The following is a 21884-nucleotide window of genomic DNA, read 5'->3' as shown; positions in this document are numbered from 1 at the left end:
ATAAATGAAGATAACCATTCATGGCATAAGTTTTCAAAAAGAATTTGTGCCATATATAGAGAAGTTGATAGATGTGTTGCACGGTCATGGTACCGATCTCTTCCTCACTGAGACATTTTCAAAATATATGAAGAAATCCGGGGCAAAGGCCACCGGATTCACTGTATTGGGTGATAGGGGACAGCTGGCGGATATGGACTTTGTGATTTCGGTGGGCGGTGACGGCACATTGCTGGACACGGTATCGCTAGTGGGGGAGTATGAAGTGCCGATCGTAGGGATCAATACCGGCAGGATGGGATTTTTAGCGACGATCGCCAAAGAGGATGTAGCAAAGGCGGTCCAAGTGCTTTTTGATGGTGAGTTTACGATCCAGGACAGGATATTGATTCACCTTGAGGCAGACCAGAAGCTGTTTAATGGCGTGCCCTACGGCCTTAACGAGTTTACGATCCATAAGCGGGATACTTCGTCCATGATTATTGTGCACACGTACATTGATGGGGAATACCTGAACAGTTACTGGGCGGACGGGTTGATTGTCGCGACTCCTACGGGTTCTACGGGCTATTCCCTGAGCTGTGGAGGACCATTGATATCCCCATCGGCAAAGAACTTTGTGATTACCCCGGTAAGTCCACACAATTTGAACGTAAGGCCTATGATCGTGTCAGATGAAAGCGAGATTACCTTTTCGATAGAGGGGAGAAGTAAGAAATTTTTGATATCATTGGATTCCCGATCCACGGCGGTGGATGCTTCTGTAAAATTGAAGGTCAAGCGGGAGAAATTTGTAGCCAGGTTAGTTAAGTTCCACGATTACAGCTTCTTCGATACCTTGCGTAAAAAGCTGAATTGGGGATTTGATATGAGGAATTAGTTTTAACATAAATTAACCCTGAGAATACTGAGCAGGGTTTTTTATTCGTTGAGTACTTTATAAATTGCAGCGTCTTGAAAAAAGTCAATTTTCAGTTATTGTGTTGTTCCCTTCTGATTTTGGTGTTTATGTCCATTTCAGCTGGGCGTGGATATGCACAAAAAACCAAAGAATATGGCTTAGGTCTAGGGGTGGCGACATACTCCGGAGATATTATCCGGAGCTTGGATCCTTCCCAGATCGGACTTCAAGGCACGTTGTTTGGCAGACGAAAATTTGACAATGTTTGGAGTGTACGGTACGGGATAGCCTTGGCCGGCTTAAATGCAGCGGACAGCATCAGACCGCTGGATGCCATGGCCCAGGCCCGAGATGCTTATTTCAAAGGCTTGTTGGTAGAAGGGCATGTGATGATGGAATATCATTTTCTGGATTACCTGGCTCCACATTCACCGGTAAGGTATTCCCCTTATGGCTTCTTTGGGATTGGATATACGATGTTCTTTGGAGAAGGACAGTCCTATCACGGAGAGATTCATCCCGATGATGATGGCGACTATTCCTTGTCCACTCCGGTAATTCCGTTTGGTATAGGAGTAAAATACCAACTGAAGGAACGGATGTTTCTATCCGTGGAGTTTGGATTTAGACCTACCTTATCAGACTTTTTGGACAAGATCGAACCAAATGACACCACTTTACCGCGGTTTCCGATGGATCCGGACGCACCCCTTCCGGATGATCCCGATGATTATCCATTGCCTTATGGTGTAAACTATGGAAATAAGGCCGACAAAGACTGGTATTATTTTTTGGGTGTGACGCTCAGTTACTCCTTTCACAAGATCGAATGCTTTAATTATTAATTAATTGGCATCGGGGATAGAATATTAAAAAAGAAATAGCATTTTTGTACCTCCAAAAAAATTAAGCTCGGATAAAACTGGAATGAAGGAAGCGATAGACAAGGAAAGGATTCCCAAGCACATTGCTATAATCATGGATGGCAACGGCCGGTGGGCGCAGGGCAAAGGAGCCAAGCGTGTATTTGGTCATAGAAATGCCATCACAGCCGTGCGTGAGACCATTACTGGGGCGAATGATTTGGGCGTGGCGTATTTGACGCTTTACACCTTCTCCACTGAAAACTGGTCCAGGCCAAAACTCGAGGTGAAGGCCATTATGGAGCTGTTGGTGAAGACCCTTACCGATCAAGTGCCCAACCTGATGAAGGATAATGTGAAGCTTACGCTGATAGGCGACATGGACATGCTGCCTCCCAGAAGTAGGGCAAAGTTACGCGAGGCCATTGAAGAGACTTCCCGAAATACCGGGCTTACCCTGATCCTGGCCCTGAGCTATAGTGGGAGATGGGAAATTACCAATACCGTAAAAGACATTGCCAAAAAAGTAGCTGACAACAAAATTGATGTAGAAGAGATCACAGAGGATATGATCGCCAATCACCTGCTGACCAAGGACTATCCCGATCCGGAACTCCTGATCAGGACCAGTGGTGAGTTGAGGATCAGTAATTTTCTGCTTTGGCAATTGGCCTATACTGAGCTGTATTTTACAGAGGTATTATGGCCGGACTTTAGAAAAGAGCACCTGATGGAAGCCGTAGCTGATTATCAACGGAGAGAAAGACGCTTTGGCAAAACAGGTGCCCAGTTAAAATCATGAGATTAATGAATAGAAGCTTACTTGTAATATGCTTATTCCTCCCGGTGTTTATCGGGATTACCGGTGTTACGCAGGCCCAGATCAGACTGGGACAGAGTCGTTATTCCGCACAAAAGCCTATCGATATTCTTGAGCTGAACTATGCCCAGCCAAAGCAATATAAAATAGCAGAAATCAAGGCCGTGGGGCTTTCTACGTTGGATGAGACGGCTATTATCTCCCTTTCCGGACTGAAAGTCGGCGATGAGATCAGTGTGCCGGGAGATGCCATCTCCGATGCACTGAAAAAACTCTGGCAACAAGGAATCATCGGGGACGTAAAAATCCTAGTTACCAAAATAGACGGAGATGAAATTTACCTACTGCTCGATCTGACCGAGCGTCCAAGGTTCAGTATTGTAGAGTTTACCGGCGTGACGTCCACCCAGGAAAGTGAATTGCGCGACAAAGTACAGATCCGCGGGCGTGTGGTCCGTGAAGATGTACTGAACTCTTCCAAAAGAAAAATCACCAATTATTTCGTCGAAAAAGGGTACCTCAATACAGAGGTGAAGATCATCCAAGAAAGGGATACTTCTTTTCCCAATAGCGTAAAGCTACGATTTGACGTGGACAAGAAGTCCAAGGTCAAGATCAATGAGATCGCCATCACCGGAAACGAGGAAATCACGGATGGTAAGCTAAAAAAGAAGATGAAAAAGACCAACGAGCATGCTCGTGTGTGGATCTTCAAGGATATCTTCGAAAGACTTAAAAACGCCGATGCTGAAAATATCGGCAACAGCCTCACCCATCGTAATCCGGTAACAGATGAAGAGGTGAAAACCTACATCAACAAGAATTTTAAGTTGAATTTCTTCAACAGCTCCAAGTTCAACAAAAAGGAGTACCGTAACGATAAGGACAATATCATCAACTTCTACCAAACAAAAGGATACCGGGATGCTGAAATTTTAGCTGATTCGGTTTATGATTTTGATGAGCGAACGGTCAATATCGATATCGATTTGGAGGAAGGTAGAAAATACTATTATAGAAACATTTCCTTCACAGGGAACTACATCCACGATGATGCGGAGCTCTTGGCAAAATTAGGCATTCAGTCAGGGGACACATACAATAAAGAGCTGTTGGACAAGCGGCTGAACTATGACCCTACCAAGGGAGATGATATCAGTTCACTTTATCAGGATGATGGATACTTGTTTTTCCAGATTGATCCTGTGGAGGTGAATGTGGCCGCAGACAGCATTGATATCGAGATGCGGATTTTCGAAGGACCACAAGTGACGGTGAACAGTGTGTCGATCGAAGGGAATGAGCGGACTTCTGACCACGTGGTGATGCGTGAAATCAGGATCCTTCCAGGCCAGAAATTTGATCGCTCGCTACTGGTAAGAACTATCCGCGAACTTTCGCAGATCGGTTATTTCGATCCGGAGACGATCAACCCTGACCTAAGACCGAATTTTGAGGATGCCACAGTGGACATTGTCTTCCAGTTAGAAGAGCGGCCAAATGACCAGATTGAATTGTCCGGTGGATGGGGTGGCTTTTATGGTTTCGTCGGTACGGTCGGCTTGGTATTTAACAATTTCTCCGTGCGCAATATCGGAGATTTCTCAAAGTGGCGGCCGCTGCCCGTGGGCGATGGTCAGAAGCTGAGCCTTAGGGTACAGGCCAATGGTAAAAGCTTCCAAAACTACAGTTTCTCCTTTACCGAACCTTGGTTTGGTGGCAAGAAACCCAATGCCCTCAGTGTAAGCCTTAATCACTCTGTGCAGCGACAGATCGACATCTATAATCAGTCCAATTTTGGTAATGAATTAGGCTTCTTTAAGATTACCGGTATTACGGTAGGGCTGGCGAAGCGGGTGACCTGGCCGGATGATTACTTCAGCATCAGTAACTCCCTGCAGTATCAGGTATATGAATTTGACCAATACGGCACCAGCTTTGGGTTGAGTTTCCCGACCGGTAGGCTGAAGAGTTTTGTCTTCAATACCACCGTTTCCCGATCCAATGTGGATAGCCCGATATATCCTAGGATGGGATCCAATATTTCCTTGGGTGTAAACTTTACGCCGCCGTATGCTTCGCTGAACAAGAATATCACAGAAGATTCCCCTGATCAGGAGAAGTATCGATGGCTGGAATATCATAAATGGATGTTTGATGCCAAATTCTATACACCTATATTTGGCTCAAATAAATTTGTGGTCAGTGCCAGGACGCATATGGGCTTCTTGGGATCCTACAGTAAGAAAGTGGGCATGATTCCGGTGGAACGCTTTGTGATGGGGGGTGACGGCATGACCTTCAATAACTTCTCGCTCGGACAGGACATTATTGGCCTGAGAGGGTATGAAAATCAGGTTTTGACACCGGGAAGGAATACCAGGGGAATAGAAGGTGCAGATCCTTATGGTGGTATTGTCTATAATAAGTACGTGATGGAGCTACGGTATTTGGTATCGCCCAATCCTTCTGCCACCATCTTCCTATTAGGCTTTGCCGAAGCGGGCAATAACTGGGGGGACTATGCGGAGTTTAACCCGTATGATCTAAAGAAATCCGCAGGGTTTGGTGCCAGGATCTTTATGCCGGCCTTTGGCCTGCTCGGGATCGACTGGGGGTATGGATTTGATGCCGCCCCTGGGCAGATTCAGCCAAGTGGAGGGATGTTCCACTTTACGATCGGTCAACAATTCAGGTAATAGATGTTAAAGTGTCTTAAAATCGTATTTTTTCTGCTGTTAGTGACTTCCGCAGCACAAGCCCAAAAAATAGGGTTTGTGGATTCGGAATACATCCTTAACAAGCATCCTGACTATAAAATCGTCCAGGAAGAGCTTAAGAAACAAGCGACAGCATGGAAAAAAGAGGCACAGAATTTGGAGAAAGAGATCAAGGAAATGTACAATGCCCTGAAAGCAGAAGAAGTCTTGCTGACCGAGGACATGTACAAGGAACGGATGGAGGCTATTCGCCAAAAGGAAAAAGCTGCCAGTAACTACAATACCAGGGTCTTTGGGATAAATGGTGAGTACTATCAGAAGCAGGATGAGCTGATGAAGCCCCTGCAGTCAAAGATTTTCGATGCCATCGACAGGGTGTCCAAAAGAAACGGTATTGCCATTATGTTTGATAAGGCTGCCGATCTGTCCATGATCTATACCGATCCCATTCATGACTATTCCGATTTTGTCATCGATGAATTGGGAATAGATGAAAGTAGCGTGAATAAGGAAAAGGAAGCGCAAGAAACTGAAAATACAACAGAAGAAAACAAATAACTTAATTAAACAACAGATTATGAAAGTGAGAATTATCTTATCAGCCGTTGCTTTATTTTGTTTGAGCTTTGTGGCAAAAGCCCAGCAAGATATCAAAATTGGCTATACGAATGTGGAGGTACTGATGAGCCTGATGCCGGAGATGCAACAGATCGACGCCGACATGCAGGATTATGGCAAGCAATTGCAAACTAACGTACAGACAAAGACACAAAACTTCCAAAGAGAAGTACAGTCTTATCAGCAGGCTGCCCAAACCATGACAGAAGAAGCAAGGGCTACCAAGGAGCAGGAGTTGACTAAACTGAGAGATGAGGTAGCAAAATATGAGCAAGATGCGCAGGTTTCTTACCAAAGAAAGTTGAGCGAGCTACTTGAGCCGGTACAAACCAAAGTGTTCAATGCCATCAACGCTGTGGCAGCTGAGCATAACTATACGCACATCCTCTCTGAAACTGCCGGACAATCTCCCGTGTTGCTTTACACGAAGGAAGCTGACAAGTTTACAGAGTTAGTAGCGGCAAAACTGGGCATCGAACTTCCAGAGCAAATGCCAGAAGAAGCTGATCTACCTCAGTAATCAATAAAATATTAGAGACAAAGAGCCCGGAAATCCGGGCTTTTTTTGTTTAATGAAGAGAAGGCCACGAAGTCGCCACAAAGAAATTGTTGCTGGCTGAGGTTTTTAGGGTTTGGTATCTAGTAACCTGAGCTCGACTTAATTTTAGTATTAAAAACGTCATTTCGAACCCTTTTAAGGAGGATGTGGGTTGGAAAAGGGTGTGGCAATCCCGAAATACTGAGACTGCCACGGCTTCCACCCCTCATATCTCCCTCTAAGCCTCGCAGTGACGATTTTATAACCGAACTGAGGCTAGTAATAAAAATAGGGTTCTATATGATTTGTGGGTAACTTTTACTTTGTATGCCAAATTATAGCATGACTTTCACTTAGTTACCTTGTTACTTTTTTGCTTCAGGTCAAAAAAGTAACCAAAAAAAACCGCTGCGGTGAGGTGTTTGACTAAAATCAAAGCCAGTACTCGCGCAGGCAAACTCCTCCATTTGAGCAGCAAACCAACATTTTGTGCTGATTCACGTCAGACAAGCCTGCGCCTTTTCCAGCCCACTTCTTTGATTTCTTAACGTCAAATACCTCAAGGCAGAACAGGAAATTCCCCATTGGAAAAGGTTATGAATCAACGGTAAAATAACCGACATTTTATCTTCACCCACTATAATCCATATAGAGCCAAAAATAGTGCCTTCGAGCCTTAGTGGCCAAAAGATAGGGGTGCCACGAAGTCACCAAGTTCCGAATTTGTTGTTTGAGGTTTGGATTTTGTTATGTTGGAATGATGTAAAATCCTTGGTGCCTTCGAGCCTTAGTGGTCAATAGATATAGGGGTGCCACGAAGTCACCAAGTTCCGAATTTGTTGTTTGAGGTTTGGATTTTGTTATGTTGGAATGATGTAAAATCCTTGGTGTCTTTGAGCCTTAGTGGCCAAAAGATAGGGGTGCCACGAAGTCACCAAGTTCCGAAGTTGTTGTTTGAGGTTTAGTTTTGTTGTGTTTGAATGATGCAAAATCCTTGGTGTCTTTGAGCCTTAGTGGCCAATAGATATGGGGTGCCACGAAGTCGCCACAAAGAAATTGTTGCTGGCTGAGGTTTTTAGGGTTTGGTGTCCAGTAAAAAAAATAGTGTCTTTGAGCCTTAGTGGCAAAACATAAATTTAGTGTCTTGTTAAATTGTAGATTTCATTAAAAGATCCTGGTTATGGCAAAGAAGAAATTCAAAGATATCATCCAGCAGTCTGAGGTTCCCATTTTGGTGGACTTTTATGCGGACTGGTGTGGCCCGTGCCAGACCATGTCTCCTGTGCTGGAGGAAGCGGAGAGGGAATTTAATGGCAAGGTCAAAATATTGAAAATAAATATTGATAAAAACCAGCAGGCGGCATACCACTTTGCGGTAAGGTCCATCCCCCACTATATTCTTTTCAAGCGAGGAAAGATCCTCTGGAGAAAGGGCGGTTTGATGACCAAACGGGAGCTAATGCAGCAGTTGAAAGGCTTTGTTTAGGGGGCTTTGAGGTTAGCAGTTGCCTTAACCACGGAGTTCACCAAGTATGCACGAAGAACGCATAGAAAGTTGGGCATTGTACACAAAACACATCTGTGACCTTTATGTAGTCCTTCGAGTACTTTGTGGTTAGTAAAAGTTAATGTTTCATTTTTAGACTGAATGCCGGGTGAACGTTATTTTTGATCCTGAAAAAATGACATTTCTTTTTTAACATTGGCCATTGGCATACAGCTTGCGGTAAAGCTTGGAGACAAATGCTTTAGTGCAAGTGTCTTGTTCAGAAAAAATGAAAATTTTGTATTATTTTATTTTTTTAGGATAATTTAACATCTGAATTTTCGTTTTTATGGCAAAGGGTAGAAAAATTTGTACCTTAAAACATCGTAAAATGAAAAACCAACCAATTATGATTAATTTCAAGCAAATGACAAAGGTAAGTCTATTCTCAGCGTTATTGGTAATGCTGGGATTCAGCCTTCAAGCGCAACAAATCAGCCCACAGGCGCCACAGAATGCAGCAAAGGCATCAGATTTTACTGATGAAGAATATGATAAGTTTGTCAATATCAATGCGGAGTTGATTCCAGTACAGCAGGAAGTGCAAGGTAAAATGATGGACGCGATCAAGGCTGAAGGTTTAGAAGTACAGCGTTTCCAAGAATTGGCACAGGCACAACAGTCAGGTTCACTGAAGGATGCTTCAGATGATCCAGAGGAAATTGGCAAGTTCAATAAAGCGGGACAACAAGTGATGGCAATCCAGAAAGAAGTGCAGACCAAAGCACAGGGATTGATTGAAGAAAATGACCTGTCTGTGCAAAAATTCCAACAAATGTCCATGGCTTATAACCAAAGTCAGGAAGTACGCGCTAAAGTGGATACGCTGATCAGTGAGAAGATGGAAGAGCAATAAGTTATCACGTGTTTATTATAGATTGAAAAAGCATCCGCTTGGCGGGTGCTTTTTTTTGGCTCTATATGGATTATAGAGGGTAAAGATATTATTCCGGTTAAATTAATGTTGATTCATGTTCCTTTTCAGTGGGCAATTTTCTATTCTGCCTTGAGGTATTTGACGTTAAGAAATCAAAGAAGTGGGCTGGAAAAAGCGCAGGTTTGTTTGACGTGAATCAGTACAAAAAATTGGTATGCTGCACAAATAGAGGAGTTTGCCTGCGTGAGTGCTGGCTTTGATTTTAGTCATATAGCTCACCGCAGCGGGTTTTTTTGGTTACGTTTTTCACCTGAAGGAAAAAAGTAACAAGGCAACAAGATGAAAGGCAAGCTAGAATTTGACATGCAAAGTAATAGTTACCCATAGTAAATCATATAGAACCCTTTTTTTTGGAAAAAACAAGGCAGTAATTTTTCATCTTTTAGGGATCAAGCAATACTTTTAGGGGCAATAAGTTTCTGTGTTTATCGGACCAGCGATACGCCACACGGCTCTAAGCAGTCATAAATTCCTTCAATTCCAGCTTACAGCATCTACTTGATGTATTGGGGATTAATGGACATTTTATTTAAAGGTGGTTTTGTCATTTAATAAACTTCCAGTCCACAACTTTTCCGCTTGATGCTTTTTTAGCAGCCCTGACCATGCTATTTCCCGCAAATTCCCGGTATAATCCGATGAGTGCTATTGGAGAAAGTCCTTTACCTTATCCCGAGATATATTCTTTCATAAAAACATGGTTAAATTTGTCCCCAAGAAATTTTGCCGACTTCCGTATATAGGTGGTTTCTGTCTATGATCAGTCTTTAGTTCCGCATTTGAAATGCGAACCACTGAGAAAGGCATTTGTTATGCCTCCTTGCAGTGACCTCCCCCAGAAATACGGCTTGATCTGGGATGATTCAATTGGTATTTTGAAACAATAGGTTGTACTTTTGGTTTGCTTAAATGAGTATTTAAACCAAAATGGGGTTTACTGATGGATATGGGAAAACGTGTAATCCTTTTTCCTACCCAAAACCGTATATTCGTGTAAAGAGACAATATCCAATGAGTAAAGAGGCAAAAACAGGAGTATTACTAGTGAATTTAGGGACACCGGACAGCACGGCAGTAGGACATGTAAGAAAATACTTAAGGGAATTTTTAATGGACGGTCGTGTTATTGATATTCCTTTTTTGTCACGTTGGCTATTGGTAAACGGTATCATTGCGCCCTTTAGGGCACCAAAGTCTGCTGCTGAATACCGGAAGCTCTGGACAGACCGAGGTTCGCCATTGCTGTTTCATACAGAAGACCTGAAAGAAAAAGTAGTACAGCAACTGGATGCAAAAAAGTATCATGTAGAAATGGCAATGCGCTATCAGTCCCCAAGCATCGAGCAGGGGCTAAAAGCACTCCAAAAGGCGCGTGTGAAAAAAATCATTGTACTCCCGTTGTTTCCACAATATGCCTCTGCCACAAATGGGTCGGTGATTGATAAGGTCATGGAGATCGTGAAGGAATGGCAGGTGATCCCAGCAATGAGCTATGTGCCACGGTTTGTCGATCATCCGCTTTATTTGCAAGCTTGGAAGGATATTGCGACTGATTTTATAGAAAAAGAGGAGTATGATGCCTATTTGTTTTCATACCATGGGATCCCGGAGAGGCAAATCCATAAAGCCTCTTGTGATGGTTACTGCCAGTTGAATGATAAATGCTGTGCACGCCAAACGCCATCTAATCAATATTGTTACCGTGCGCAGTGCTTTTACAACACGCGGTTGCTGATCGATAAACTGGGGTTGCCGCCAGAAAAAGTTCATACAGCTTTTCAGTCCCGACTTGGTAAAGACCCGTGGATACAGCCATATACAGAAGATACTATCAGACAACTGGCCCGTAATGGGGCAAAGAAAGTGCTGGCCTTTTCCCCAGCTTTTGTGGCAGATTGTCTGGAGACTACAGTGGAAGTAGGGGAGGAATATAAGGAGGTATTCGAGGAGGAAGGCGGCCAGCAATGGGATTTGGTGCCTTGCCTGAATTCCCATGATACTTGGGTGGAGTGCGTAAAAGCATTGGTCTTAGCGCATGAGTGATAATGGAACGAGTGATTATACCTTGAAGAATTTCAGCTAAAGGAGAATTTTTTTAGTATCCAGATGGTTGTAGGTACTTCTTAATTGCTGAAATTTGTAGGCTAATGAAAAAGACAACTCCAACCAAGGGTTTATCTGAAGGATTGCTTATCACGGGGATTATTTTAGTATCCTTTTGTTTAAGGCCTTCAATTACATCTGTCGGGCCATTGATTCCGATGATTCGTGAAGATCTTGGACTTTCTAATGCCTGGGCGGGCTTTTTGACCACTTTACCGTTATTGTCCTTCGCTACATTTTCCCTTTTCTCTTCCGCGATTGGAGCGCGCCTTGGGAATGTGCGCGCGATTCTGATGGGCTTGTTCCTGATTGCGTTTGGGATAATTGTTCGGGTTCAGGGAGGTGCTTTCTTGCTGTATTTTGGTACGGCGGTGTCTGGAATCGGCATCGTGATCTGTAATGTCTTGCTCATTCCTTTGATAAAAGTGAAACTTCCCCATAAAATCGGCATCATGACGAGCTCCTATACCACCGGAATGTCTGCTTTTGCGGCCGTAGGTACAGGGTTAAGTGTGCCGCTGGCCATAGGCATGGGACTGGGGTGGAGAGGTTCTTTGCTTGCATGGGTGGCCTTGGTAGCCTTGGCGATTGTGATCTGGCTGCCCCAGGTGAAACCCAATAAAGTCAAAGGTCCGGATGAGGGGCTTACTGGAGGAAAGAATGTCTGGAAATCCAAGCTTGCCTGGCAAGTCAGTATTTTCATGGGAATCCAATCCACGATGTTTTATACCTTGATCGCTTGGTTGCCGGATTTGCTGATCCATAAAGGTTTTACTGCAGGACAAGCGGGGCTGATGATGAGCCTAATGCAGGTCGTTGGTCTGGTAGGATCGTTTGCGGCGCCCTTGGTGGCGGTTAAATATACCACGCAGGCGAAGATTTCTTTCGGTATGGGAATGATCTATTTTATAGGATTTCTTGGATTGTTTTTTGAGTACAATTGGGTGATTTATATTGCCTTGACCTTGATAGGTTTTTGTCTTGGGGCAAGTATCAGTTTGGCGTACACTTTGATAGGATTACGCACCGAAGGGGCCACTACGGCCAGGCTATCAGGAATGGCCCAGTCAGCAGGGTATTATTTGGCGGCTTTGGGGCCGCTGCTGATAGGGGCCTTATTTGACTTGTTCCATAACTATAACCTCCTTGTTATATTGATGGTTATTTGTGCGCTTTCCTTCGCATGGCTAGGGACCAAGGTAGGCAGGGATATAAAAGTTTAAATTCAAAAGCAGTTGATTTATGCAGGAATTCTTTAGCGGAATGGGAATGGATGACGATTTGTTTAGCTATGTCATCATGCCTTTGTTGATTTTCTTGGCCAGGGTGGGAGACGTCTCCATCAATACCTTGCGGATTATGTTTGTTCTGAATGGCAAGAAAAATGTAGCTCCGATTTTGGGCTTCTTTGAAGCATTGATTTGGTTGCTGGCCATTGGGCAGATCTTTCAGAATATCGATAATCCCATGTCCTATTTGGCCTACGCAGGCGGCTTTGGTGCAGGTACATACATTGGTATGGTGTTCGAGGAAAAACTGGCGCTGGGTAGGGTGCTGGTCAGGGTCATTACCAAGGAGCCGATGCCCGAGCTGATTGAGTATATGAAAGAACGGGATTTCCGGTTTACCAATGTAGGTGCTGAAGGAAGGTATGGAAAGGTGAATTTATTGTTTACGGTCATGAAGAGGGATAGTCTGCAGGGTTTTGTGACCAAGATCAAGTCGCTCAATGACAAGGCATTCTATACCATTGAAAGTGTCAAAAGGATCAGTGAAGATGACCTCAATGTGATGGAAGACAGACCGCGATTTACGACAAGGGTGTTTAACAGGGTTCGAAAGTAATATCAAATGGACATTAAAGCCGAACTAAAAAAGGGACATTCCAGGGAATTGGCGAATGGAATTGTGTCTTATATTGGTGAAGATCCTGAGCGGTTCAGGGAGCTGATGGAGGTTTTTGCTGCAGGGCCTTACAGGATTACTCAGCGTGCTTCCTGGCCGATGGCATTGGCGGTGGAAAAGCACCCGCCTTTATTGGCGCCCTATTATGATGCAGTGATTTCGATGCTGGCAAAACCCAATATCATAGCGGGAATCAAAAGGAATATCCTTCGGGTATTACAATACCAAGAAGTTCCTTCGGAATTTGAAGGGGAGGTTTTGGACGTTACTTTTCGTTTGCTGGAGGATACCGGTGAGCCAATAGCCATTAGGGTGTTTTCGATGCAAGTAGTGTATAACCTTTCGGAAAGATACCCTGAAATAAAGCCAGAGCTGAAGGCAATTATCGAGTCCTCAATGCCTTATGCCAGTGCTGGCTTCAAAAGCAGGGCCAGTAAAATTCTTCCAAAACTTTAGCGTGGGCCTTGTCGTTGCTGTTGAGCCAAGGCCTTGCTTTTTACTCCATTTCCAATGTTTCGTCAAAGCGCAGGTTAAAACCAGGGATCCCTTGCAGGCCACCCGAGTGGATTAATAGGATATTGCTACCCTTTGGGAAATGATTGGATTTGATTTTATCGATTACACCAAAAAATAGCTTTCCGGTATATACCGGATCCAATGGGATCTGGGTTTCTTTCTTGAATTTTTTGATGAAGCTGATCAGCTCAGGCTTGTGTTTGGCGTATCCTCCAAAGTGGTAATCCGTAAATAGTTCGTATTTACTGCGGGAATTTATCTGGTGTTTTTCCAAAAGGTCAAGCAGTTCCTGATGGATGAAGTTTCCTTTCAAGGAACTAAAGCCAAGGACTTTTTGGTGAGGCAGGGCTGCGTTGATAATGCCAGCGATGGTGCCTCCGGTACCTATGCTGCAGCACAAATAATCCATGTGTTGATCTTCGGGAGCTAATATTTCGGACGTGCCTTTGATGGCAAGGGCATTGGTGCCGCCTTCAGGGATCAGATAAAACTGGCCAAATTGCGCTTTTAACCTGTCGGTGACTTGTGTTTCGTGTTTTTGGCGGTACGATTTCCTGTCCATAAAGGAAAGGACCATGCCATTTGCTTGGGCCTGCTGTAGCGTAGGGTTAAGTTTTGAGGAGCTTTCCCCTCGTATGATGCCGATGCTCTTTAGCCCTTCTACTTTAGCCGCGGCGGCAGATGCAAAAATATGATTGGAAAAAGCCCCGCCAAATGTTAAAATGGTGTCGTGTCCGGATTGCTTGGCGGCTTCCAGGTTGTATTTGAGTTTATAGAACTTGTTGCCACTGGCCAAAAGATGTATAAGGTCCAGCCGTTTGACAAATAGCCGGACATTTTTTTCCTCCATTTCTGGTAAAAAGAGCTCTTGGACAATATGTTTTTTAGCTTCTAACACCGCGTTATGATCGAATAGATTCAAAATTATCAAAAACTTTGGCAGGAGACCGTTATTTTTGCAGAATGAATAATGAAATGGACGACGAATTGTTTGAATTTGAGGAGGAGGCACTAGGTGGTGGCCAGGAAGGTGCAAGCTCAGGGTATGAGCACTTGAGGATTGAAGTGGATAAGGGACAGGCAGCTGTCAGGGTGGATAAATTTCTGACGGACAAAGTAGCCAATGCCACCCGTAACAAGGTGCAGCAGGCCATTGATAGCGGACAGGTCAAGGTTAATGATGCCAAGACCAAAGCCAATTATAAAATCAAGCCCGGTGATGTGATCACGTTGGTCTTGGAGATGGAAGCACGTGAGACGGAGGTATTACCAGAGAAGATTGAGTTGGACATTGTCTATGAAGATGATCATTTGCTGGTGGTCAATAAGCCCGCGGGAATGGTGGTTCATCCAGCTTATGGCAATTGGACGGGAACCTTGGTGAATGGTTTGGTGTACCACTTCAACCAGTTACCGGAAATGCCGGGCAATAGTGGCAGGCCAGGATTGGTCCATCGGATTGATAAAGATACCAGTGGTCTGTTGGTCATTGCAAAGTCTGAACGGGCCATGACGCAGCTTGCCAAGCAGTTTTTTGATCATACCATTGGGCGAACTTACCTTGCACTCGTCTGGGGCGAGCCCAAAGAAGATGCGGGAATCATCGATGCACATGTCGGACGTAGTGCTCGAGATAGGAAGGTCATGGATGTCTTTCCTGATGGGGATTATGGGAAAAACGCGATTACTCACTGGAAGGTGCTAAAGCGACTCCGTTACATTTCGCTTATTCAGTGCAACTTGGAGACCGGCAGAACCCACCAGATCCGGGCGCATATGAAGTATTTAGGTCATCCGCTATTTAATGATGCCGTGTATGGAGGGGATAAGATCCGTAAGGGTACCCAATTTTCAAAATACAAAGCCTTTGTAAATAATTGTTTTAAGATGCTTCCACGTCAAGCTTTGCACGCAAAATCTTTGGGCTTTGTTCATCCGGTAAGCAATAAATTTATGCAGTTTGATTCTAGTTTGCCAGAAGATATGCAAAACGTTTTAGGGAGATGGGAGAACTATGTAAGATTTGATGTGGAAGATTAAATTTTTTAAAAAATGTTAAAAAATGAACTTTATAATTGCCTTTACGTTAACTTTGATACATAAACATTAAAAGGATTTCAAAAGGAAACCCGAAAGACGTTATCAAGTTTTCAAAAATGTGACTTGTTTTGCTGGTTGAATGAATAATATTTTCAATTAGTAAACGTTGTCATTAAAAAAAATGTAAAAATTTGTTAAACATTTTTGAAAATTTTTGAGTTTAAAATTCTCAACGTATCTTTGTAGTGTAATCAAAGCCAAAAGATGTTTGGTTTTGGAATTGTAAGGCGGCAAATCCGCACTCGGACAGTGGAAACACTGAAAAAGGTTCGAATCCTTTTCTTACAACAGGTTATTTTGGGTTTATTGTTAATTGACTAAAGCTATGAGATTCTATTTCATAGCTTTTTTTATTTCCCGATTATTAGGCTAGCATTCGGATCAAGCGTAAAGGTTGGGGGCTGCCAGTTTTCTTAACGGCAAAACTACGGGTTAGAAAAAGCCACAAAGGCACCAAGTGCATGTTGGGCCTGCATTGAACCCGCATTCAATGTCGTTTAGGTAAGGGGATTTCCTTCTTTTATATACCTAAAAGTCCTTTTTTTGATTGACTTTGGCTGGGGAAACCTGATCATCCTGGTGGATTTTATCCTTTTCCTTTTTTCCATTGATGAAAAAAGAAAGAAAAAAATCTAGGCCGGTGGTCTGCCTTTTAAAATGGAACATGGATTTACCCAGCGACGTGGATCCGTCACCCATTTTAATTTCCACCCGATGGCTACGGCCTAAAAGCGAGTGGGTCTCGCTGTTCCACGACGCGAGCCAACTCACTTTCTTAACGGCCTCCACCATCGGGTGGAAAACAGGCATACCAAGGGCCGTAATATGGAAACGATACATTTTTTGGCTCAGGGGGGCTTATAGTTCCGGCTCAACTTGGTTACTTAAGAAAATATACCACTACATGGAATAATGATGATAATTTATCCATAAGAAACTTATTAATCGGATCCACCTTGTAGGTATTGGGCGTTAAGAAATTAAAAAGCGAGTGGGCAAAAAGGCAGGCTTGTTTGACGAAATACTAGCCAAAAAGAATGTTGGCAGCTAGAAAAGGTTTACCTGGCTTTAGACAGGAGGAGTTTGCCTGCATGAGGGGAGGTTTTAATTTTAGGCCAATAGCTGCACACCTGTGCGCCGTGGCGTAGCGGCGGGGTTTTTTGGTTACTTTGTGTGTCCTGAAGTTCGGGAAACCGGACATGCTATCCAACTGATGTCGAATAGGGCGTTACAACCCTTGGCACGACGGCTGGGACTGGATCAGGCAGACCAGTCAAATTCCCCTGATGGTGCTGCGCTTTCAAGGCTGTGGTACTGAGCGATCAGAAGGAATGCGTTTCGAAAAGCTGAACGAAAGTGAACCGTTCGATGAAGTGTCGTGAAAAATACTTCCTGTCAAAACCGGGGGCTAGAGTAACTTCCGGGACAAAATAGGCAGCGCAGACTGAGAGTTGGCCTATTGGCAGGCGGCATTAAGGCTGCAGGAGTTCGAAACAGGCGGTTGGATGGAACAGGAGAACCATCCCCTTTGATAGGGATGGGGCGGATCAGTCCGTAGTAGTGTTGAAAGCTCTGGAAACGGAGAAAGAGCGAAGGGACTGAGGCAATCGGTTTTGAATGGTTCCACAACCTAAAAATTAGGGAAGATGGAGTTGTTTGAAACAAAATCTGGAACATCAGATTTGATTGCCAAGAGCCGTATGACGGGAGACTGTCACGTACGGTTCTGAGAGAGGCTTGGGCATAGGGCCCAGGCCTACTCGACTTTGACCTGAAGCAAAAAAGTAACAAAGGTAAAGGGATGAAAACCACCCAGGGATTTAGCTAGAAAAATAACTGCCCAAGGAAAAAAATATAGAACCCATATTTTCCAGATACACACTAACTAAACGGCATTTAACCCGCATTATGCACTAGCCTATCTACGCCGCGGTGCACAAGTATTGAGACCTGTTCATAGCCATGGGTGAAGCCCGTGGTAAATTGCCCATCCAACGGTATCGGTTTTAGCCGCATTTCCCTCCCTATTCCCCATAAATTCCCGTTAAACCCCATTCGTGCGGATGGAGGAAGCCCATCGGTTTAACGCCATGAAATTTTCTTTTATAGGACCATTTCAACATTCGTTTCCCCAGAAATATTGCTTGATCCGTCATTAAAGCGTTGACTTGACGCTAGGTACGCAAAAAATACCAATGGTTTTAGCATTGCCCCTCAATGATGGGTTTGGAAAGACCAAATACCACTACTACATACCAGCTACCAAATTTCACACCTTCACCCCATCAAGGCACTTAAGGTAATGAAATTAAGAGAGGTCAGGCCGAGCGGAATCGAGGTTCTACACTATTCTTCGACTCCGCTCAGGGGGACAAGCGTGTTGTACTTCCCTTAACTTAAGAACATAGCTAATTCCATAAGGGGGGGCTGTCTCACTTTCCTCTTCCCAGACCTCACTTCTTACTACCCGGAGTGGGGCACAGCCCTCGGTACAACCGTTACCTACGATACACTCAAGACAGGACTCAAGAATGGCTTAATAGAGCTATCAGACCAACCTTCGCTCACGCTGGGAAGTGTCATTGTACATCGTACTTTCCAAGGTAGCATCACAGAGTATAATCCCTAAACCTTTACGCTTAATGCGGGGAAACCGGTTAATCCTGCGCGGCAAATACTCTTTTCAAAATGCTGCTGGTTCGTTCCAAGGGGTTTTCCCTAATGGCTTTTTCTTCTTCGGCGATCAATTTGAACAATCCTTCAATAGCCCTGTCCGTCACATAGCTGTTCAGGTCAGGATCTAGTTTTTTGTTGGTGGTTGGGAAGGTATTGTAGCTATTGACGAGGTCTCCATAATACCGGGTGGCACCGACTTTGTCCAGGGATTCCTGCACGTGGGGTTTGAACAATGCAGTCAGTTGTTCAGTGGTGGTTCGCTGTAAATACTGGGTTGCTGCATCATCATCTCCTTTTAGGATCGACCAAGCGTCTTGGATCGTCATTTGTTTGATGGCGCTTATGAATATTGGCCTGGCCTCTTTGGCGGCATCTTCAGCTCCTCTGTTGATGGTGGTGATGACCTTGTCCACTTCCGCCCCAAGGCCGATTTTCCTTAGAGTGCTTTCCACTTTTTGCACATCCTCAGGTAGTCCGATCCTAAGGAGTTCATTGCCCAAATAGCCATCTTTTTTGCCAGCTATTCCCACTCCTTCGGAAATACCTTTTTCGAGGGCTTCCTTCAGTCCATTGCTCACATCGGCTTCAGAGAGACTGGCCTCTGTGGCTCCTTGGATAAATTTGTTTACATCTGCTGAGGTGCAGCTCATCATCATTGCTAGAATGGCCACGATACAGGCCGGTACACTTTTTTGCATCTTTATCATTGGTTAAAAACTTCCCCTAAAATTGGTTAAGGTTATTTGGTTGACATTACGTATAATTGTAATGGTTTTGTACATGATCAAATTTCCCAACATAAATATCGGAAGAATATTAATCCTGGTGACTGTGCTCACCTGGTTGGGACTGCTTTTTGTGGATTTGCTCCGTCTTTTCGGAACTGTGAACAATATGAACTTGGGCATTGCCCATGAAATCACTTGGACGCTTGAAATCATATTTTTTATCCTGGTGTACTTATTTTATTCTCGCTCCATAGATCGAAATGATCAAAACAATTTTATTCAGCTTATCTGGAGGGCAGCTTCTACGGGACTTATTGTTATAGGAGCAGCCTTTTTGATCAGGATATTTTATGTGGTCCTAGACGATACCCGTCTTAGTACGGATCCCCTTTTGGGAAATTTCTTTTACCATGTCAATTTTGGGCTGACGACATTATTCCTTATTTCATGTTCTTTATTGTGGAAAAAGCTCATTTTATACCAAAAGAACAAAAATACCGTCCAGCAATGGCAAATATATGAAGTCATGCTCTTAGTGAGCATGTTTTATGTTTATTTTAATCAGAATACATTTGATTTTACCTTTCTATTTGGGTTGGTATTTCTACTTATCTTTGGGGTCATTATATCGGTAAACCTCAAGTGGATACCTTACCTTACCTTTAAGGACAAATGGAAATCCATCTTGTTTTTTGGGATTATTCTGATCACGACTACTTTTTTATTCATGCAGTCAATGGGCTATCAAAGCCATTATGCAGAAATCAATTTGATGGACAATTTGTTTCTGATGGGGCTTTATGGTTTTGTGTTTGTTTATTCACTGTTTAGTTTTTTGGTTACCCTGTTTAATCTTCCGACTTCTTCGGTTTTTGAGCAGAAGCTTACAGAAGCTATTAATTTTCAAAAATTAAGCCAATCGATCCAGCCGGGGCAAAGTGAAACCCAAGTCTTGGATATATTGGTGGACAGCTGTATGAGTGCGGCCTATGCGGATGCTTCATGGCTGGAAATCGTGGATGAAGATAACCAACTCCAGATCCTCCACCAGCGGTTTATCACCAACAAAGACCGCAAGGAGATCAAGGAACTGATGGATAAGAGCAAAGTTTTTAAGAGTTTCCTCAGCCTGCGGACACCATCTGCTGTTGACCATGTCAATAGTGCCGTGGAGCACGATCTTTACAAGTCTGCACTGATCGTTCCGATCTGGGTAAACAAGAATCTTTTGGGCTATCTTTTCTTGCTCAAGGAGGTCAAAAATGGCTTCAATAAAGAGATGCTGAATATCGTGACCACCTTTGTGGGCCAAGCAAGTATATCTGTCGAAAACCACCGACTGCTCAGTGAGGCGATCAAGAATGAACGGTATAAGGAAGAATTGAAGATCGCTCAGCGGGTGCAGCGCAGCTTATTGCCTTCTGACCTGCATCACAATAGCCACTTTGATATTTATGGGTTTTCGGAAGCAGCTGATGAGGTAGGTGGCGATTACTATGAGACTTATCAATTTGATGAAAATAGGTTTGCCCTGATCATTGGAGACGTCTCTGGTAAAGGGCTTTCTGCGGCTTTTAACATGTCGCAAATGAAGGGCGTGTTTCATAGTCTCGTACAGTTGGACCTTTCGCCCAAAGCGTTTCTTTCCAAGGCAAACAATGCCCTCAGCAGTTGTCTGGCCAAAAACCTTTTTATTACGACCACATACTATTTGATCGATACCTCACAAGGTACCATTACTTTTTGTAGGGCAGGACATTGTCCGACATTGTATTATGACAATAAAACCGGAGAGGCGGATTACATCCATTTGGAAGGAATGGGCTTGGGGATTTTGCGGAGTGATAGATACCCTGAATATCTTAATGAAAAGACCATTCACTACCATGCAGGGGATATTTTGGTCATGTACACCGATGGAATTATCGAAAGTAAGGATCAAAACGGCGAGGAATTTGGTTATGATCGACTGAAGGAAGTCTTGAATACCTATAAAAATGAATCACCCGAAATAATCAAAAATCACCTGATTCAGTCAGTTTATGAATTTGTTGGAGAAGCATCCTTACCCGATGATGATTACTCCCTGATGGTATTAAAATTCTTATAACAACATTAGCAAAAACTTAGCGTATAATCAGTTATGTTGACGATTAGTAAGAAGCAAGAAGATAATCATATCCTCCTCATCCTCGATGGACAGGTGGATGCCAGCAACTCTGTGGAGTTGGATGAAGCGATAAATGAAGTTGTTAAAAACGATCATAAAAACATCTTTGTGGACGGCAATAAGCTGTCGTACATTTCCTCTGCAGGATTGGGCGTTTTCATGTCTTACTTGGAGGAATTTGAAGAAAAAAACATCCATTTTTTGATTTATGGACTATCAGAAAAGGTAGCCAATGTGTTCCATATCCTGGGATTGGATCAGTTGATCACCATAAAACCAAGCAGGGACGAGGCCTTAGAGACCATTCATGAAGCATGAGTTGAGACTATATTGCGAAAAGACCAAGCTGGCTGATCTGAGGGATTTCTTGATCACCGAGCTTTCCCATTCCAAGCTCACCGATGTGCTAAGAAACGAGCTGGTGCTGGCTGTGGAAGAGGTGTGTGCAAATCGCATCATCCATACCCACGGCTGTAATCCCTCCAGCCATCTTCATGTAAAAGTCCATCAGTACGATGACCGGATTATTTTTGAGATTACGGACAACGGAGAGCCGTTTGATATTTTGGATTATAAGACTCCGGACTTGAAGGAAGTCATCAAGGACAGGCAAAAAAACAAAGCAGGGGGAGGCGTAGGTATTTTGTTGGTAAAACGCATTATGGACGCCATAGAAATAGAAACACACCCATCTTGGTACATGGTAAGGCTGATCAAGCAATTGAATTCCAAATAATTGTTAA

The 21884-nt window shown here is 43.7% G+C and carries 20 protein-coding genes; 17 read left to right on the top strand and 3 right to left on the bottom strand.

Features of this window, described 5'->3' with window-relative positions; all coding sequences use genetic code 11:
- Positions 1-4: 4 nt before the first annotated feature.
- The 12 genes from FDP09_RS02775 to FDP09_RS02720 all read left to right on the top strand — a co-directional run bounded on the left by FDP09_RS02775 (position 5) and on the right by FDP09_RS02720 (position 13407).
- Positions 5-880: an NAD kinase gene (locus FDP09_RS02775; RefSeq protein ID WP_137401191.1), complete on the top strand. Its 876-nt coding sequence runs from the start codon at positions 5-7 to the stop codon at positions 878-880.
- Between the two features lie 74 nt (positions 881-954).
- The gene (gene porG, locus FDP09_RS02770) at positions 955-1746 is read left to right on the top strand and encodes a type IX secretion system protein PorG (RefSeq protein WP_137401190.1); all 792 of its coding nucleotides are present in this window, start codon (positions 955-957) and stop codon (positions 1744-1746) included.
- Between the two features lie 82 nt (positions 1747-1828).
- Entirely contained in the window at positions 1829-2566 is a 738-nt protein-coding gene (locus FDP09_RS02765) for an isoprenyl transferase (protein ID WP_137401189.1), read from the top strand.
- 5 nt (positions 2567-2571) lie between these two features.
- Positions 2572-5283, top strand: a complete 2712-nt coding sequence (locus tag FDP09_RS02760; protein ID WP_137401188.1) for a BamA/OMP85 family outer membrane protein — start codon at positions 2572-2574, stop codon at positions 5281-5283.
- A 3-nt stretch (positions 5284-5286) separates the two neighbouring features.
- Entirely contained in the window at positions 5287-5862 is a 576-nt protein-coding gene (locus tag FDP09_RS02755; RefSeq protein WP_137401187.1) for an OmpH family outer membrane protein, read from the top strand.
- A gap of 19 nt (positions 5863-5881) precedes the next feature.
- The gene (locus tag FDP09_RS02750) at positions 5882-6442 is read left to right on the top strand and encodes an OmpH family outer membrane protein (RefSeq protein ID WP_137401186.1); all 561 of its coding nucleotides are present in this window, start codon (positions 5882-5884) and stop codon (positions 6440-6442) included.
- A 1198-nt stretch (positions 6443-7640) separates the two neighbouring features.
- A complete protein-coding gene (trxA, locus tag FDP09_RS02745; protein ID WP_137401185.1) occupies positions 7641-7946 on the top strand; it encodes a thioredoxin in 306 nt (101 codons plus the stop codon).
- 409 nt (positions 7947-8355) lie between these two features.
- A complete protein-coding gene (locus FDP09_RS02740) occupies positions 8356-8862 on the top strand; it encodes a DUF4168 domain-containing protein (RefSeq protein WP_137401184.1) in 507 nt (168 codons plus the stop codon).
- Between the two features lie 1092 nt (positions 8863-9954).
- On the top strand, positions 9955-10986 hold the full coding sequence (gene hemH, locus FDP09_RS02735; protein ID WP_137401183.1) for a ferrochelatase: 1032 nt from the start codon (positions 9955-9957) through the stop codon (positions 10984-10986).
- Between the two features lie 104 nt (positions 10987-11090).
- Positions 11091-12269 carry a CynX/NimT family MFS transporter gene (locus tag FDP09_RS02730; RefSeq protein WP_137401182.1) on the top strand — a complete coding sequence of 393 codons (1179 nt, stop codon included), beginning with the start codon at positions 11091-11093 and terminating at the stop codon, positions 12267-12269.
- A gap of 19 nt (positions 12270-12288) precedes the next feature.
- On the top strand, positions 12289-12891 hold the full coding sequence (locus FDP09_RS02725; RefSeq protein ID WP_137401181.1) for a DUF2179 domain-containing protein: 603 nt from the start codon (positions 12289-12291) through the stop codon (positions 12889-12891).
- 6 nt (positions 12892-12897) lie between these two features.
- A complete protein-coding gene (locus FDP09_RS02720; RefSeq protein WP_137401180.1) occupies positions 12898-13407 on the top strand; it encodes a hypothetical protein in 510 nt (169 codons plus the stop codon).
- A gap of 40 nt (positions 13408-13447) precedes the next feature.
- Here FDP09_RS02720 and FDP09_RS02715 read toward each other — a convergent pair whose 3' ends face one another.
- Positions 13448-14365, bottom strand: coding sequence for a 1-aminocyclopropane-1-carboxylate deaminase/D-cysteine desulfhydrase (locus FDP09_RS02715; RefSeq protein ID WP_229683408.1), 918 nt, complete (start codon positions 14363-14365; stop codon positions 13448-13450).
- Between the two features lie 77 nt (positions 14366-14442).
- Between FDP09_RS02715 and FDP09_RS02710 the strand changes: the two genes are divergently transcribed.
- Positions 14443-15507: an RluA family pseudouridine synthase gene (locus tag FDP09_RS02710; RefSeq protein WP_394344007.1), complete on the top strand. Its 1065-nt coding sequence runs from the start codon at positions 14443-14445 to the stop codon at positions 15505-15507.
- Positions 15508-16095: 588 nt separating this feature from the next.
- Here the strand turns inward: FDP09_RS02710 and FDP09_RS02705 are convergent.
- Positions 16096-16407, bottom strand: coding sequence for a hypothetical protein (locus tag FDP09_RS02705; RefSeq protein WP_137401178.1), 312 nt, complete (start codon positions 16405-16407; stop codon positions 16096-16098).
- Between the two features lie 292 nt (positions 16408-16699).
- Here FDP09_RS02705 and FDP09_RS02700 point away from each other — a divergent pair, with 292 nt between their 5' ends.
- Positions 16700-16885 (top strand): hypothetical protein, encoded by a 186-nt coding sequence (locus tag FDP09_RS02700; RefSeq protein WP_137401170.1) that lies wholly within the window; start codon positions 16700-16702, stop codon positions 16883-16885.
- Positions 16886-18224: 1339 nt separating this feature from the next.
- Here the strand turns inward: FDP09_RS02700 and FDP09_RS02695 are convergent.
- Entirely contained in the window at positions 18225-18941 is a 717-nt protein-coding gene (locus tag FDP09_RS02695; RefSeq protein ID WP_137401177.1) for a DUF4197 domain-containing protein, read from the bottom strand.
- 82 nt (positions 18942-19023) lie between these two features.
- Between FDP09_RS02695 and FDP09_RS02690 the strand changes: the two genes are divergently transcribed.
- The 3 genes from FDP09_RS02690 to FDP09_RS02680 are packed head-to-tail and all read left to right on the top strand — an operon-like array spanning position 19024 to position 21877.
- Positions 19024-21081 carry a GAF domain-containing SpoIIE family protein phosphatase gene (locus FDP09_RS02690; RefSeq protein WP_137401176.1) on the top strand — a complete coding sequence of 686 codons (2058 nt, stop codon included), beginning with the start codon at positions 19024-19026 and terminating at the stop codon, positions 21079-21081.
- 33 nt (positions 21082-21114) lie between these two features.
- Positions 21115-21459: an STAS domain-containing protein gene (locus tag FDP09_RS02685; RefSeq protein WP_137401175.1), complete on the top strand. Its 345-nt coding sequence runs from the start codon at positions 21115-21117 to the stop codon at positions 21457-21459.
- Positions 21449-21877 (top strand): ATP-binding protein, encoded by a 429-nt coding sequence (locus FDP09_RS02680; RefSeq protein ID WP_137401174.1) that lies wholly within the window; start codon positions 21449-21451, stop codon positions 21875-21877. The genes FDP09_RS02685 and FDP09_RS02680 overlap by 11 nt, the downstream gene beginning before the upstream one ends.
- Positions 21878-21884 lie beyond the last annotated feature (7 nt).

It is taken from the genome of Echinicola rosea (genome assembly GCF_005281475.1).
Lineage (GTDB): Bacteria > Bacteroidota > Bacteroidia > Cytophagales > Cyclobacteriaceae > Echinicola > Echinicola rosea.
This window is presented reverse-complemented; position numbering and strand designations above follow the sequence as displayed.